The following is a 16,336-nucleotide window of genomic DNA, read 5'->3' on the forward strand; positions in this document are numbered from 1 at the left end:
TAGCTGCGGTCTGGCGGTTGCTGGAACATTGCTCCGCCGCACGATTATCAGGGAGCGACCTTTTTGAAGCGACACCCCTCTTCCTCGCTCCTTTTGTTCGGGGCGACCGGCGATCTAGCCAAGCGGATGCTGCTGCCATCGCTCTACGCGTTGCACGAAGACGAGCTGATCGCGGCTGATCTGCGGATCGTCGGCACCGCGCGCAGCGAGCTGTCCGACGAGGAGTTCCGCACGCTCGCCAAGGAAGCGCTGGACCAGTACCTGCCCGATGACCGCAAGGACGAGGCCAAGATCGCCTCTTTCCTCAAGCATCTACAATACCAGCCGCTCGACGCATCGACGATCGAGGGGTTTGACGATCTCGCCGCCAAGCTGGGCGATATCTCGGGCGGGCTCTCGATCTTCCTGTCGACCGCGCCGTTCCTGTTCGAACCCACGATCAAGGGGCTACAATCCGCCGGGCTGGCGGGCGACAATGTGCGGATCGGGCTGGAAAAGCCGCTCGGCAATGATCTCGCCAGTTCGGCCAAGATCAACGATGCGGTCGCCAGCGCCTTCGCCGAAGACCGGATTTTCCGCATCGACCACTATCTGGGCAAGGAAACGGTCCAAAACCTGATGGCGCTGCGCTTCGCCAACATGATGTTCGAACCGCTGTGGAACGCCAACCACATCGACCATGTGCAGATCACCATCAGCGAGACGGTGGGTCTGGAAGGGCGGCACGGCTTCTACGACGAGACCGGCGCGCTGCGCGACATGGTCCAGAACCACATGCTCCAGCTGCTTGCGCTGATCGCGATGGAGCCGCCGGTCGATTACGACGCGGCCAGCGTGCGCGACGAGAAGGTCAAGGTGCTGCGATCGCTGCGCCCGGTTTCGCCCGAGGAAATGGTCCGCGGCCAGTATGGCAGCGGGGCCGTGCAGGGCGAGGCGGTGGAAGGCTATGCCGACGATCTGGGCGAGGCGTCCGACACCGAAACCTTCGTCGCGATCAAGGCGCATGTCGATAGCTGGCGCTGGCAGGGCGTGCCCTTCTACCTGCGCACCGGCAAGCGCATGACCGAGCGGCGCAGCGAGATCGTGATCCAGTTCAAATGCGTGCCGCACAATATCTTTGCCGGGCGCGGCGGGCGGCTGGATGCGAACCGGCTGGTGATCCGCCTGCAGCCCGAGGAATACGTGCGGCTGATGGTGATGGCCAAGCAGCCCAGCATGGACCGCGAAGGCGTGACCTTGCGCGAAGTGCCGCTGGACCTCTCGCTGACCCATGCCTTCGCCAAGGCCCGCCGCCGGATCGCCTACGAGCGGCTGCTGCTCGACCTGATCGATGGCGACCCGACGCTGTTCGTGCGCCGTGACGAGGTCGAGGCGCAGTGGCGCTGGGTCGACGGCATCCGCGCAATCTGGGCGAAGGAAGACGCTCCGCCCAAGCGCTACGGCGCGGGCAGCTGGGGGCCGAGTGCGGCGATCGCTCTGACCGAGCGTGACGGGGTGACCTGGCATGAGTGATCTGCGCTGGGCACCCGATGGCTCCGCCAAGGCGGTGGCCGACCATATCGAACGCGTGGTGGGGGCCAGCGATGCGCCGGTGATCGCGGTGCCCGGCGGATCGACCCCGGTGGCGATCTTCGCCGAACTGGCGGAGCGCGGGCTCGACTGGAGCGGGGCGACGATCATGCTGGGCGACGACCGGCAGGTGCCGCGCGATCACGAGGCGAGCAATCAGGCGAAGCTGGAGCGTGCGCTGGGCGACAGCGGGGCGCGGATCGTCGCATTGGAAGAGGGCATGGCAGTGCCCGATCTCGACCTGTTGTGGCTGGGCATGGGAACGGATGGGCACATCGCCTCGCTGTTCCCACAGATGCAGGCCGAAGACCGCCCCGGACGCGCGGTGATCCGCACCGTGCCCGATCCGCTTCCCCCCGAAGCGCCGTTCCCGCGTCTGAGCATGAATTTCGCCGCGCTGACCAAGGCCCCGCGTGAGAGCATCATCGTGCTGCGCGGAGCGGACAAGAAGCAGGTGATCGAGCGGGCGCAGGATTGTGCAAGTGACCTGCCGGTCGCGCGCTTCCTGCGCGAGGCGAGCGGCCCTGTGACCATCTACTGGAGCGCGCAATGACACTGAACGACACCGTCGCCCGCGTCACCGACCGGATCGTGGAGCGTTCGCGCGACGGGCGGGCGCGCTATCTCGACCTGATCGAGCGCGCGCGGGAAGAGGGCGTCCACCGCCCCTCGCTCTCCTGCGGCAATCTCGCGCACGGCTTTGCTGCGAGCGGGGAGGACAAGGCCGCGATCAAGAGCGGGCAGGCGATGAATATCGGCATCGTCACCGCCTATAACGACATGCTCAGCGCGCATCAGCCCTACGGCCGCTATCCCGAGCAGATCAAGATTTTCGCGCGCGAACGCGGCGCCACCGCGCAGGTCGCAGGCGGGGTGCCCGCGATGTGCGACGGGGTGACGCAGGGGCAGGATTCGATGGAGCTGTCACTGTTCAGCCGCGATGTGATCGCGATGGGCACGGCAGTCGGCCTCAGCCACGGCATGTTCGAAGGCGCGCTGCTGCTGGGCATCTGCGACAAGATCGTGCCCGGCCTGCTGATCGGCGCGTTGCGTTTCGGCCATCTGCCGACCATTCTGGTGCCTGCCGGGCCGATGCCCTCTGGCCTCGCCAACAAAGAGAAGATCCGCGTCCGCCAGCTCTATGCCGAGGGCAAGTTGGGCGAGGAGGAACTGCTGGAGGCGGAAAGCGCCAGCTATCACGGCGCGGGCACCTGCACCTTCTACGGCACGGCCAATTCCAACCAGATGATGATGGAGATGATGGGGCTGCACATGCCCGGCTCCAGCTTCGTCAATCCGGGCAACAAGCTGCGCCAGGAATTGACCCGCGCGGCGGTGCACCGGGTCACGGAGATCGGCTGGCAGGGCGATGATTACCGTCCGCTGGGTGCGTGCATCGATGAGAAGGCGATTGTCAACGCCACCATCGGCCTGCTCGCCACCGGCGGCTCGACCAATCACATGCTCCACATCCCCGCGATCGCGCGCGCGGCGGGCATCGCGATCGACTGGGACGATATGGACGAGCTGAGCAATGTCGTCCCGCTGATCGCCAGCGTCTATCCCAACGGCGCAGGCGACATAAACTACTTCCACGCGGCGGGTGGCATGCCCTTCGTGATCCGTGAACTGCTCGGCGCAGGGCTGGCGCATCCCGACATCCGCACGGTCTACGGCGCATCGCTGGAGGAAGGCGCGCAGGAGCCCTTCATCGAAGAGGATGCTCTGGTGTGGAAGCCGGGCGCGGAGCAGTCGCGCGACGATACTCTGCTCAAGCCGGTCTCCGATCCGTTCCAGTCCGACGGGGGCCTCGCGTTGCTCGCCGGCAATCTCGGCCGCGCCACGATGAAAGTCAGTGCAGTCGCGCCCGAGCATCGCACGATCGAGGCACCGGCACGCGTGTTCTCCACCCAGCATCAGGTCGCCGAAGCCTTCAAGGCGGGCGAGCTGGACCGCGACGTGGTCGTCGTCGTCCGCTTCCAGGGCCCGGCGGCGAACGGCATGCCCGAATTGCACAAGCTGAGCTCGCCCCTGGGAGTCCTACAGGACCGTGGCTACAAGGTCGCGCTGGTCACCGACGGCCGAATGTCGGGCGCGAGCGGCAAGGTCCCCTCCGCGATCCACGTCTCGCCCGAGGCGTATCTCGGTGGCCCCCTCGGTAAGCTGCGCGACGGCGACCTGGTGCGCGTGTGTGCGCTTGAAGGCACGCTGAGTGCGCTTGTGGACGCTGGTGAATGGGCCGCGCGCGAGCAGGCGGAGGCTCCGCCGGAAGCACGGGGCACTGGCCGCGAGCTGTTCGCGATGATGCGCCGCTACTCCGATCCGGCGGAAAAGGGCGGCTCTGCGATGCTCGCCGAGGCGGGGCTGTGAGCGAAAGCCAGCTGGTCGCGGTCGATATCGGCGGCACCCACGCGCGCTTCGCCATCGCGACCATCGCCGAGGATGGAGCGATCTCGCTCGACGAGCCGGAGACGCTCCACACCGCCGATCACGTGAGTTTTCAGACCGCGTGGGAGGATTATCGCGCGCGCAAAGGCGGCCACCTGCCCGACGCGGTAAGCCTCGCAATTGCGGGCCGGACGAGCGGCGATGCGATCCGCTTCACCAATAATCCGTGGGTGATCCGCCCCGCGCTGATAAAGGAAAAGCTCGGCGCGTCGCGCTACACTCTGGTGAACGATTTCGCGGCGGTCTCCCATGCCGTGGCGCAGGCGCCGGATGACCAGTTTCTTCGTCTTGCAGGCCCCGACCAGCCACTCGCTGCGGAGGGCACGCTGAGTGTGCTCGGCCCCGGCACAGGGCTGGGCGTTGCGCATTTGTGGCGCGATTCCAGTGGCTACCGGGTGCAGGCGACCGAGGGCGGGCATGTCGATTTTGCTCCGCTCGACCAGATAGAGGACGCGATCTTCGCCCGCCTGCGCAAACGCCACATGCGGGTTTCGGTGGAGCGGGTGGTGTCCGGCCCCGGCATCGTCGAGATCTACGCAACGCTCGCCGCGCTCGAAGGAAAGCCGGTTGCCGAGATGGACGATGTAGCGATCTGGCAGGCGGGAATGGCGGGCAGCGACAGCCTTGCCGCCGCTGCCGTCGACCGGTTCTGCCTCGCGCTGGGGAGCGCGGCGGGTGATTTTGCGCTGGCTCAGGGCGGCTTTGGCGGCGTCGTGATCGCCGGCGGGCTGGGCTATCGCCTGCGCGACATCCTCCCGGGATCGGGCTTTGCCGAGCGGTTTCGCGCCAAGGGGCGCTTTGCGGACCTGATGGGCACGATCCCCGTCAAGCTGATCACCCACCCCCAGCCGGGCCTGTTCGGCGCGGCCGCTGCCTTCGCGAAGGAACACGGATGACGATCGAAGAAATCATGCGCACCGCGCCGGTGATCCCGGTGCTGGTGGTGGACCGGCTGGAAGATGCGGTGCCGATGGCCGAGGCGCTGGTTGCAGGCGGCCTGCGCGTGCTCGAAGTGACGCTGCGAACCCCGGTCGCTCTCGACGCGATCCGGGCGATGCGCGAGGTCGACGGCGCGATCGTGGGCGCGGGCACGGTCGTCGATCAGGAGCAATTGCAGGCCGCGATCGATGCAGGCGCGCAGTTCATCGTCTCTCCCGGCCTGACTGAGGCGCTGGGCCGCGCGGCGATTCGCGCGCGGGTGCCTTTCCTTCCCGGGGTTGCGACGGCTGGCGACATCATGCGCGGGCTCGAACTGGGCCTTGAACATTTCAAGTTCTTCCCGGCAGAGGCCAATGGCGGTATTCCTGCGCTCAAGGCACTGGCAGGCCCGTTCGGCGGGCTGAAGTTCTGCCCCACCGGCGGCATAAGACAGGAAACCGCCGCCGACTGGCTCGCGCTCGATCAGGTGTTGTGCGTGGGCGGCAGCTGGCTGGTGCCGCAGGGCGAGGTTGACCGGGAAGCGATCCGGGCGCGGGCACAGTCTGCGGCCCGATTGGTATAGTAGGCATCCGCAACCCAGGGAGAATTTCCATCGCCACCCGACCCGCAATCCAGCAAAACCCCGATATCCGCTATCTCGGCAAGCTACTGGGCGATGTGATCCGCGAACATGGCGGCGACCAGCTGTTTCAGCGGACCGAGGAAATCCGCGCCGCCAGTGTCGAGCGCCATCGCAACGAGGTGCCGGTCGACCTGCGGCTTGGGCAGCTAGACCTCGACGATACGCTCGCCTTCGTGCGCGGCTTCGGCCTGTTCTCGATGCTCGCCAACCTTGCGGAAGACCGCGAGGGGATGATGGCCGAACAGGACATGCCCTTCGTCGATGCGCTGGCTTCGCTGAAGGAGCAGGGCATTTCGAGCGAGCAGGTTTCCGAAATGCTCGACCACGCGCTGGTGATGCCGGTGCTCACCGCACACCCCACCGAAGTGCGCCGCAAGAGCGTGATCGACCACCGCGTACGGATCGCCGAGCTGATGCGGATGCGCGATGCGCAGGCGATCTCCACGCCCGAGGGCGACGATGTCGAGGAATCGATCATCCGCCAGATCGCACTGCTGTGGCACACCCGCACGCTGCGGCGTGAGCGGCTGTTCGTGACCGACGAGGTCGAGAACGCGGTTTCCTTCATGCGCGACAGCTTCCTGCCCGCGATCCCCGTTCTCTATCGCCGCTGGGAAGACGCACTGGGCAGCCGCCCGGCCAGCTTCCTCCGGGTCGGCAGCTGGATCGGCGGCGACCGCGACGGCAACCCCTATGTCACCGCGGATTCGCTGCGTTTCGCGCAGGCCTTCGCTGCGGAAACCGTGATCGAATATTATCTCGACGCGCTCCACAAGCTGGGCGGCGAGCTTTCGCTGTCGAGCGAGCTGACCGAGGTCGATCCCGAGCTTGCGCGGCTGGCCGACGCGAGCGGTGACGAGTCTTCGCACCGGCAGGACGAGCCTTACCGCCGCGCGATCATCGGCATCTACAACCGCCTCGCCGCAACCTTCGAGGAACTGGTCGGCAAGGAGCCTTCGCGCGCCGCGATCGGCCCGGCCGAGCCCTATGACAGCCCCGATGGCCTGCAGGAGGATCTGCGGGTGGTCGCCCGGTCCTTGACGAAGGCGGGCGGCCAGACGCTCGCCTCGCAGGGCGCGCTCGGGCGGCTGGTGCGGGCGGTCCGCACCTTCGGCTTCCACCTCGCCACGCTCGACCTGCGGCAGAACAGCGCGGTGCACGAGCGTGTGGTGGGCGAATTGCTCGCCAAAGCGGGCGTAGAGGAGGACTACACCGCACTCGACGAGGAGGCGCGCATAGCCTTGCTGCGCCGCGAACTCGCCAGCGCGCGTCCACTGCGATCGCAGTGGATGGAATACGGAGAGGAGACGACCAAGGAACTGGCGATCCTCGAGGCGACTGCGCAGGCACATGCGCGGTTCGGCCCGCACTGCATCACGCAATACGTGGTCTCGATGGCGGAGACCGTGTCCGACCTGCTCGAAGTGCACATCCTGCTCAAGGAAGTGGGCCTGTATCGCGCGGGCGAAACGCCGCACTGCGCGATCCAGGCGGTGCCGCTGTTCGAGACGATCGGCGACCTGAAGAATGCGCCCGAGGTGATGCGCAGCTATTTCGGCCTGCCGGAGGTCGCCGCGATGGCCAGTGCGCGCGGCCATCAGGAAGTGATGATCGGCTATTCCGATTCCAACAAGGATGGCGGCTATCTGACCTCCAGCTGGATGCTTGCGCGGGCGAGCGAGGCGCTGGCCCCGGTATTTGCCGAAGCGGGCGTGACCATGCAGCTGTTCCACGGGCGCGGCGGTTCGGTCGGCCGGGGTGGCGGCTCCGCCTTCGATGCGATCCGCGGCCAGCCCTCGGGCACGGTCAACGGGCGCATCCGGATCACCGAACAGGGCGAGGTGATCGCGGCAAAATACGGCACGCCGGAGGTCGCTGCGGTAAATCTGGACGCGATGGTAACCGCCGCGATGCTCGCCACGATGGAGCCCGAACGGGTGCCGCAGGACGATTATCGCCGCTATGCCGAGGCGATGGATGCGGTCTCGGAGACCGCGTTCAGCACCTATCGCGATCTGGTCTACGGCACCGATGGGTTCGTCGGATTCTTCCGTCAGATGACTCCCATCGCGGAGATCGCCACGCTCAAGATCGGATCGCGCCCGGCGAGCCGCAAGTCGGACGACCGGATCGAGAATCTGCGCGCGATTCCTTGGGTCTTCTCGTGGAGCCAGGCGCGCGTGATGCTGCCCGGCTGGTACGGCGTCGGTACCGCGCTGTCGCAGTTCGAAGACAAGGCGCTGCTGCGCGAAATGGCGCGCGAATGGCCGTTCCTGCGCAACGCGCTCGCCAATATGGAAATGGTGCTCGCCAAATCCGACATGGGCATTGCCGAGCGCTATAGCGAACTGGTCGAGGATCGCGATCTGGCGAAGGGCGTGTTCGGGGCGATCCGCGACGAATGGCAGCGCACGCATGACGCGCTGCTGGATGCGACCGGGCAGTCCTTCCTGCTCGAAAATTCCCCCCGCCTCGATGCGTCGATCCGGCTGCGGCTGCCCTATATCGAACCGCTCAACCTGCTGCAGGTCGAACTGCTCAAGCGGCACCGCTCGGGCGAGCCGGACGAACGGATTGCCGAGGGCATCCAGCTGTCGATCAACGCGATCGCGACCGCGCTGCGCAACAGCGGCTGAATTGGTGAAGGAGGGGCGGGCCGACAAGGCCCGCCCCATCGCTCAATAGCCCGAGGCCTGGCCGTCCTTGCGCATCTCGGTCGCGCCGACATAGACGCCACTCTCGGCATCGCGGGCGATCGCCTGATAGCCGCCGAACGGGATGCCGGTGGTCTCCACCTCGACATTGTGGCCCATCGCACGCAGTGCCTCCACGGTCGCAATGGGGATGCCGGGTTCGACCATCAGCACGCCCAGATTGTCGATGTCCACGGTATCGGCGGCGCTACCTGCCAGCGCGTCGGTCGGCTGGCGGCCGCCATCGTGCATCAGCCGCGCGGCATCGCCCGCCTCCTGCAGGTTCATCCCGTAGTCGACGAGGTTGATGAGGATCTGCACGTGCCCCTGCGGCTGCATCCCCCCGCCCATCAGCCCCAGCGTCATGAACGGCTTGCCGTCTTTCTTTACGAAGGCCGGAATGATCGTGTGGAAGGGTCGCTTGCTGGGTGCGTAGGCATTGGGGTGTTCGGGATCGAGGCTGAACAGCTCGCCGCGATCCTGGAACATGAAGCCAAGCCCTGGCGCGACAAGCCCGCCGCCCATGCCGCGATAATTGGACTGGATCAGGCTGACCATCATCCCGTCCTTGTCTGCCACGGTGAGGTAGGTGGTGTCGCCTTCACCCTCCAGCTTGGGCTCCACCTCAGGATCACCCGGCCCGAAAGCGGGCGTGGCACGCTCCGGATCGATCAGCGCGAACCGATCGCGTCCGTAGGCATCGCTCAGCAGGGCCTGCGGCGCGGCGGCGAAGTCGGGGTCGGCGTAGAAGCGCGCGACATCCTCGAACGCGAGGCGCTTGGCCTCGGTGATGTAGTGGATCACTTGCGGCGATCCGCGCTCCCACTGCGACAGGTCCACATTCTTGAGGATGTTGACCATCTGCAGCGCGGCGAAGCCCTGGCTGTTGGGCGGCAGTTCGCACAGCTCGTACCCCTTGCGATAGGCGACGCACGAGACATCGACCCACTCGCTGTCATGATTGGCGAAGTCCGCCAGCGTGAACGCGCTGCCCTGTTCGCGCAGATAGTCGACGATGATCCGCGCGGTTTCGCCTTCGTAATATTCGTCGCGTCCATTGCGCGCGATCCGCTCCAGCGTGTTGGCGAGATCGGGGTTCTTGAACATCTCGCCCGGCTTGGGCGCATCTCCGTCGGCGAACCAGGTCGCGCGGGCATTGTCGAAGTCGAAATCGAACCGCTTGAGCCGCGCCTCGTAGGCGGCGAGCGAACGGTCGAGATACATCGCGATCACCGGGGCCACCGGATGCCCTTCGCGTGCGTAGGTGATCGCAGGCGCGAGAATCTGCGTCATCGGCAGTTTGCCGAAGCGATCGTGCATGTCGAACCAGGCATCGACCGTGCCGGGAATGGTGATCGGCAAGGGCCCCACCGGCGGAATTGCGGTCGCGTCCGGCCCAAGCTTTTCCTTCAGCTGATCGAGAGTCTGGCCCGAGGGACTGCGGCCCGATCCGTTGATGCCGTAAAGCTTGTCGGTCTTGGGATCGTAGATGATCGCGAACAGGTCGCCGCCGATGCCGTTCCCGGTCGGCTCCATCAGGCCCAGCGCGGCGTTGGCGGCAATTGCCGCGTCGACCGCGCTGCCGCCCGCCTTGAGGATGTCGAGCGCGATCTGCGTCGCCAGCGGATGCGCGGTCGCGGCCATGCCGTGCGGTGCCGCCACCGGGGAGCGGCTCCAATCCGCACCCACGGGCCGCGCGCCCGCGCCGATTCCCTGCGTCGCATTTTCGGCGGTGTCGGCAGGGTTGAGCGGGGGCGGATCGTCCTGCGCCAGCGCCGGGCTGGCGATCAGCGCGCCTGCTGCGATGCCCGAAGCCAGAAAACTCGAAATTTTGCGCATTGCGACTCTACTCCCCTAAATGCCGGTATTGACGCTAGGGGAAGCGGGGCAAGAGCAAAAGGGGGCGCACCCGAGGTCGCTCCGGCAAAGCTGTGCTTCTTCGCAGGCGCAACAAATTTGCATTGAAATTTCGTGGAGCATCCTCAATGCTGATCGAGTGATGCGCCAAATGCGGCGCTGACTTTCCGAAACCGAAACTTTTCGCTTTGAACTGGGCCGATCCGATCGAACGTAACGTCACCAACAAATTTGTCGACCGCCAACAGGCCTATCCGGCCAAGCGCACCCCCGATAGCCGCCGTGCGGACTTCCTTGAGATCGGTGCGCCCTTTGCGGATGATGCCGCGCGCGCCCAGGCGGGGCGCTGCGCGCAATGCGGCGTGCCGTACTGCCAGGTCCATTGCCCGCTGCACAATCACATTCCCGACTGGCTGCGCCTGACCGCCGAGGGGCGCCTGCAAGAGGCCTACGACCTGTCCTCGCGCACCTCGACCATGCCCGAGATTTGCGGCCGGATCTGCCCGCAGGACCGGTTGTGCGAAGGCAATTGCGTGATCGAGTTCTCCGGCCACGGCGCAGTCACCATCGGCAGTGTCGAGAAATACCTCGGCGACAATGCGTGGGAGAACGGCTGGGTGCGACCGATCGAGCCGGGCACGCCAACCGGCCAGTCGGTCGCCGTGATCGGTGCGGGGCCCGCCGGGCTGACCGCTGCGGAATACCTTCGCGTCGCGGGCTACGAGGTCGAGATTTACGACCGGCACGACCGGGCGGGCGGGCTGCTGATCTACGGCATCCCCAACTTCAAGCTCGACAAGAGCGTGGTCGACCGGCGCGTCGCACGGATCGAGGAAGGTGGCATTACCATCCATCGCGGTGTCGAGGTGGGCAAGGATATCACTCTGGCCGAATTGCGCGAGCGGCACGATGCGGTGTTCGTCGCCACCGGCGTTTACCAGTCGCGCGAGCTTACGGTCGATGGTGCGGACAAGGACGGTGTCGTCCGCGCAATCGATTTCCTGACCGCTTCCAACCGCAGCGGTCTGGGTGACGAGGTCGCCGAGCACGCCGATGGCAGCTTGTTCGCGAAGGATCGCGACGTGGTCGTGATCGGCGGCGGCGATACCGCCATGGACTGCGTCCGAACTGCGATTCGTCAGGGTGCGAAGAGCGTGAAGTGCCTTTATCGCCGCGACCGGGAAAACATGCCCGGCAGCCGCACCGAGGTTGCCCATGCCGAGGAAGAGGGCGTCGAGTTCCTGTGGCTGTCCGGCCCCGCCTCGATTCAAGGCGAGACCCGTGCCGAGCGGGTGCAGGCCAACCGGATGGAGCTGGGCGAGCCCGATGCCGATGGCCGTCGCCGCCCGGTGGTCGACCCGTCGAGCAGCTTTGCGCTCGACGCCGATCTCGTGATCCTCGCTCTGGGCTTCGAGCCCGAGCCGCTGCCGGCGATTTTCGGCGAGGAAGGTCTCAACGTAACCGACTGGGGCACGCTGGAATGTGATGAGGACATGATGACCTCGCTCCCCGGAGTATTCGCAGGGGGGGACATTTCCCGCGGTGCCAGCCTGGTCGTCTGGGCGGTACGCGACGGGCGCGATGTAGCCGAGAAAATCGACGCCTACCTTGTCCAGCAACGCAATCCGAGCGCGGCAGCAGCATGATCAACCAACACGAAGAAGCGCTCCGCCTTGCAGCGGAAGGGATGTACCATGCCGATAGCGAGCACGATGCCTGCGGCGTCGGGCTGATCGGCGAGATTTCGGGCAAGCCGACGCGCCGCGTGGTCGATTGCGCGATCGAGGCGCTGTCCTCGATCTGGCATCGCGGGGCGGTCGACGCCGACGGCAAGACCGGCGATGGCGCGGGCCTGCTGCTCGACCTGCCGGTGGAGTTCTTCACCAGCGCGATCAGCGCGAGCGGCCATTCGCTGCGCGACGGGCGGCTTGCGGTCGGCGTGGTGTTCCTGCCGCGCACCGATCTGGGCGCGCAGGATGCATGCCGTACGATCGTGGAGGCGGAGCTGATCCGCGCCGGGCTGTTCGTTTATGGCTGGCGGCAGGTGCCGGTCGATATCTCGGTCATCGGGCGCAAGGCGAAGGAAACCCGCCCGGAAATCGAACAGGTGATGATCGCCGGGCCGAGCCCGTCCGAAAGCACGCTGGATGAGTTCGAAAAGCGGCTCTACATCGTGCGTCGGCGGATCGAGCGACGGATCGTCGAGGCGCAGCTGCGCGATTTCTATGTCGCCTCGCTCTCTGCCCAGTCGATCGTCTACAAGGGCCTGTTCCTCGCAGAGAGCCTTGCGACCTTCTATCCCGACGTGCGCGACCCGCTGGTCACCAGCCGGATGGCGATCCTTCACCAGCGCTATTCGACCAACACCTTCCCGCAATGGTGGCTCGCCCAGCCGTTCCGCACGCTGGCCCATAATGGCGAGATCAACACGATCCGCGGCAACCGTAACTGGATGCGCACGCACGAGATCAAGATGGCGAGCCTGTCCTTCGCGGGCACGGCGGACGACATCAAGCCGGTGATCCCGGTCGGCGCGTCCGACACTGCCAGCCTCGATGCCGCGATCGAGCTGCTGGTCCGCTCCGGCAAGGCGATGCCCACCGCCAAGTCGATGCTGATCCCAGAGGCATGGCAGGTCTCCGCCGACATGCCGGCGGAGAACCGGGCGATGTACCAGTACATGGCATCCGTCATGGAGCCGTGGGACGGCCCCGCCGCGCTCGCGATGACCGACGGCCATTGGGCGGTCGCCGGGCTCGACCGCAATGCTTTGCGTCCGCTGGCCTTTGCCCGCACCGATGATGGCCTGCTGGTGGTCGGCTCGGAAAGCGGGATGGTTGCGCTGGAAGAGGACCGCGTGGCCGAGAAGGGGCGTCTGGGCCCCGGCCAGATGATCGCGATCGATCTGGAGGCGGGCCGCCTGCTGCGCGATGCCGAGCTCAAGGCGCGGATCGCGCGGGAGGCGGATTACGGTGCGCTGGTCGCTGGCTTCCGCAACAGCGACGACCTGCCCAAGATCGACATGCCCGCCGATCCGCCGTTCGACGACGATCAGCTCGACCGCCGCCTGACCGCGGCTGGCATGACCAACGAGGATATGGAGCTGATCCTCGACGCCATGGCGCTCGACGGCAAGGAAGCGATCGGCTCGATGGGCGACGACACGCCGCTCGCGGTGATCAGCGGCATGCCGCGCAATGTCAGCCAGTTCTTCCGCCAGAACTTCGCTCAGGTGACCAACCCGCCGATCGATTCCCTGCGCGAACGGCACGTGATGAGCCTGCGGACCCGGTTCGCCAATCTCGCGAACATCTTGGAAGAAGACGCGCAGAACGATTCCGTGCTGGTGCTCGAAAGCCCGGTGCTGACGTCGAACCTGTGGGACCGTCTGCGGGCCGGATTCGGCGACACGATCGGCGATATCGACTGCACCTTCCGCGCACGTGGCGAACCGGCCGATCTGCGCCAGGCGATCGAGCGGATCCGGGCAGAGGCGGAGGCGCTGGTCCGGCGCGGGAAGTCGGAGATTTTCCTCAGCGACGAGAATACCGGGCCCGACCGGGTCGGCGTTCCGATGATCCTCGCCGCCGCAGCCGTGCACACCCACCTGACGCGGGTGGGCCTGCGCAGCTTCACCTCGGTCAATGTCCGCTCGGCCGAATGCGTCGATACGCACACGCTGGCGGTGCTGATCGGCGTCGGTGCGACCACGGTGAACCCGTACCTTGCTGAAGGTGCCTTGCTCGCTCGCCATGCGCGTGGCCTCTACGGCGATCTCTCGCGCGAAGAGGCGCTGGCCAATTTTCGCACTTCGCTGGAAGACGGCCTGCTCAAGATCATGGCCAAGATGGGCGTTTCGGTCATCTCCAGCTATCGCGGCGGCTACAATTTCGAGGCCGTCGGGCTCAGCCGCGCGATCACTGCCGACCTTTTCCCCGGCATGCCGAACAAGATTTCGGGCGAGGGCTATGCGTCGCTGCATCTGAGCGCGGAGAAACGGCATGTCCGTGCATTCGGCGGACGCCATGCGCAGCTGCCGGTCGGTGGCTTCTACCGCCGCCGCTATGGCGAGGAAACGCACGCCTGGGGCGCGGAGGGCATGCATGCGCTGCAGACCGCCTGCGCGACTGGCAACGAGAAGCAATGGCGTCGCTTCGTCGACGCGGTCGAGAACCAGCCGCCGATCTACCTGCGCGACCTGCTGGGGATCGACGAGGCGGTCGAACCGCTGCCGCTCGACGAGGTCGAGCCGGGCGAGGTGATCCGTACACGCTTCCTGACCCCGGGGATGAGCCTTGGCGCGCTGTCGCCAGAAGCGCACGAGACGCTGGCGATCGCGATGAACCGGATCGGGGCCAAGGCGGTTTCGGGCGAGGGCGGTGAGTCCGCCGAACGCTTCACCCGTCGCGAGAACGGCGATCTGGCCAATAGCGGGATCAAGCAGGTGGCGAGCGGGCGCTTCGGCGTCACCGCGCACTACCTCAACAATTGCGAAGAGATCGAGATCAAGGTCGCGCAAGGGGCCAAGCCGGGCGAGGGCGGGCAGTTGCCCGGCTTCAAGGTGGACGAGGTGATCGCCAAGCTGCGTCACTCGACGCCCGGCGTGACGCTGATCTCGCCGCCGCCGCATCACGACATCTACTCGATCGAAGACCTCGCGCAGCTGATTTACGATCTCAAGCAGATCAACCCGCGTGCGCGCGTATGCGTAAAGCTGGTCAGCGCGGCGGGGATCGGCACGATTGCGGCTGGCGTGGCCAAGGCGCATGCCGACGCAATCCTGATTTCGGGCCACACCGGCGGCACGGGCGCGAGCCCGCAGACCAGCATCAAGTTCGCCGGCACGCCTTGGGAAATGGGTCTGGCCGAGGTCAACCAGGTGCTCGCACTCAATGGCTTGCGCCACAAGGTGAAGTTGCGCGTGGACGGTGGCCTGAAGACCGGGCGCGAGATCGTGATTGGCGCGATCCTGGGCGCGGAAGAGTTCGGCATCGGGACGATGAGCCTGGTCGCGATGGGCTGCATCATGGTCCGCCAGTGCCACTCGAACACATGCCCGGTTGGGGTTTGCACACAGGACCCGCGCCTGCGCGCGATGTTCGACGGCAGCCCGGAAAAGGTCATCCAACTGATGGATTTCCTTGCCGAAGACGTCCGCCGCATCCTCGCCAAGCTGGGCGTATCCTCTCTGGAAGAGGTTATCGGACGGACCGAGCTCTTGCGGCAGGTTAGCCGCGGGGCGGAGCATCTCGACGATCTCGACCTCAATCCGATCCTACAGAAGGTGCAGACGGACGAGCCGCGCGTGTTCTCGATCCCTGAACATCGCAACCCGGTGCCCGACAGCCTCGACGCCGAGGTGCTCGGCGACCTGCGCGACGCGCTGGAGAACGGCACGCAGACGACGCTGCATCTGCCGGTACGCAACGTGCACCGCGCGGTCGGCACGCGCCTGTCGTCCGAGGTGGTCACCCGCCACGGACCGGACGGTCTGCCCGACGGCACGATCGATCTCTATCTGACCGGTCAGGCGGGCCAGTCGCTTGGCGCATTCCTCGCGCGCGGTATCCGTCTTCGGATCGAAGGGGATGCCAACGACTATGTCGGCAAGGGCCTGTCAGGCGGCGAGATCGTCGTGCATCCGCCCGCAGGCGTCGCGCGCGAAAGCCAGCACAACGGCATCATCGGCAACACCGCGCTGTATGGCGCGACCTCGGGTGCGCTGTTTGCAGCGGGCAAGGCGGGCGAGCGGTTTGCGGTGCGCAATTCGGGCGCGGTGACCGTAGTCGAGGGATGCGGTGCCAATGGCTGCGAATACATGACCGGCGGCAGCGCAGTCTTCCTCGGTCCGGTCGGTGCCAATTTCGGTGCCGGAATGACCGGGGGGATGGCTTTCGTTCTGGATGAGAACGGCATGTTCCCGAAACTCGCCAATCCCGGCTCGATCCTGTGGCAGCGGATTGCGAGCGAGCACTGGCGCACGCATCTGCGTGATCTGGTCGAGCGCCACGTGGAACTGACCGGCAGCGCCTATGCGCGCGGCCTGCTCGACCGGTGGGAAAACACGCTCGCAAGTGTCTGGCAGGTTTGCCCGAAAGACATGATCGGCAAGCTCTCCCACCCGCTGACCGACTCGATCGAGACCGTCGAAGCGGCGGAATAAGCCTTGCCCGGCAAGTCGTGCCGATTTCGGTCACCTGCGTGATCG

Annotated in this window: 9 protein-coding genes; 8 read left to right on the forward strand and 1 reads right to left on the reverse strand. The window is 66.2% G+C overall.

Annotated features, from left to right (window positions below; genetic code table 11):
* Positions 1-63 precede the first annotated feature (63 nt).
* From zwf to ppc, 6 genes are read left to right on the forward strand one after another with little or no spacing between them, the layout of a single operon-like run.
* Complete coding sequence (gene zwf / locus K7H93_RS10655; protein WP_230783582.1) at positions 64-1,512, forward strand: glucose-6-phosphate dehydrogenase; 1,449 nt, start codon at positions 64-66, stop codon at positions 1,510-1,512.
* Positions 1,505-2,122 carry a 6-phosphogluconolactonase gene (locus tag K7H93_RS10660; RefSeq protein WP_230783583.1) on the forward strand — a complete coding sequence of 206 codons (618 nt, stop codon included), beginning with the start codon at positions 1,505-1,507 and terminating at the stop codon, positions 2,120-2,122. The genes zwf and K7H93_RS10660 overlap by 8 nt, the downstream gene beginning before the upstream one ends.
* Positions 2,119-3,939, forward strand: a complete 1,821-nt coding sequence (gene edd / locus K7H93_RS10665) for a phosphogluconate dehydratase (protein WP_230783584.1) — start codon at positions 2,119-2,121, stop codon at positions 3,937-3,939. The genes K7H93_RS10660 and edd overlap by 4 nt, the downstream gene beginning before the upstream one ends.
* Entirely contained in the window at positions 3,936-4,913 is a 978-nt protein-coding gene (gene glk, locus K7H93_RS10670; RefSeq protein ID WP_230783585.1) for a glucokinase, read from the forward strand. The genes edd and glk overlap by 4 nt, the downstream gene beginning before the upstream one ends.
* Positions 4,910-5,518 carry a bifunctional 4-hydroxy-2-oxoglutarate aldolase/2-dehydro-3-deoxy-phosphogluconate aldolase gene (locus K7H93_RS10675; RefSeq protein WP_230783586.1) on the forward strand — a complete coding sequence of 203 codons (609 nt, stop codon included), beginning with the start codon at positions 4,910-4,912 and terminating at the stop codon, positions 5,516-5,518. Before glk ends, K7H93_RS10675 begins: the two co-directional genes overlap by 4 nt.
* Positions 5,519-5,547: 29 nt before the next feature.
* Positions 5,548-8,214, forward strand: coding sequence for a phosphoenolpyruvate carboxylase (ppc, locus tag K7H93_RS10680; RefSeq protein WP_338080319.1), 2,667 nt, complete (start codon positions 5,548-5,550; stop codon positions 8,212-8,214).
* Between the two features lie 42 nt (positions 8,215-8,256).
* On the opposite strand, the gene K7H93_RS10685 is transcribed toward ppc, so the two are convergent.
* Positions 8,257-10,110: a gamma-glutamyltransferase family protein gene (locus tag K7H93_RS10685; RefSeq protein ID WP_230783587.1), complete on the reverse strand. Its 1,854-nt coding sequence runs from the start codon at positions 10,108-10,110 to the stop codon at positions 8,257-8,259.
* Positions 10,111-10,334: 224 nt separating this feature from the next.
* On the opposite strand from K7H93_RS10685, the gene K7H93_RS10690 reads away from it, so the two are divergent.
* On the forward strand, positions 10,335-11,774 hold the full coding sequence (locus K7H93_RS10690; RefSeq protein ID WP_420840383.1) for an NAD(P)-dependent oxidoreductase: 1,440 nt from the start codon (positions 10,335-10,337) through the stop codon (positions 11,772-11,774).
* Positions 11,771-16,291 (forward strand): glutamate synthase large subunit, encoded by a 4,521-nt coding sequence (gene gltB, locus K7H93_RS10695; protein ID WP_230783589.1) that lies wholly within the window; start codon positions 11,771-11,773, stop codon positions 16,289-16,291. The genes K7H93_RS10690 and gltB overlap by 4 nt, the downstream gene beginning before the upstream one ends.
* Positions 16,292-16,336 lie beyond the last annotated feature (45 nt).

The sequence above is a fragment of the Citromicrobium bathyomarinum genome (assembly GCF_021021475.1).
In the GTDB taxonomy this organism is placed as follows: domain Bacteria; phylum Pseudomonadota; class Alphaproteobacteria; order Sphingomonadales; family Sphingomonadaceae; genus Alteriqipengyuania; species Alteriqipengyuania bathyomarina.

Coding starts and splice junctions, on each gene's coding strand:
- K7H93_RS10660 (WP_230783583.1), top strand. CDS start 1,505: ATGAGTGATCTGCGCTGGGCACCCGATGGCTCCGCCAAGGCGGTGGCC.
- edd (WP_230783584.1), top strand. CDS start 2,119: ATGACACTGAACGACACCGTCGCCCGCGTCACCGACCGGATCGTGGAG.
- K7H93_RS10675 (WP_230783586.1), top strand. CDS start 4,910: ATGACGATCGAAGAAATCATGCGCACCGCGCCGGTGATCCCGGTGCTG.
- K7H93_RS10685 (WP_230783587.1), bottom strand. CDS start 10,110: ATGCGCAAAATTTCGAGTTTTCTGGCTTCGGGCATCGCAGCAGGCGCG.
- gltB (WP_230783589.1), top strand. CDS start 11,771: ATGATCAACCAACACGAAGAAGCGCTCCGCCTTGCAGCGGAAGGGATG.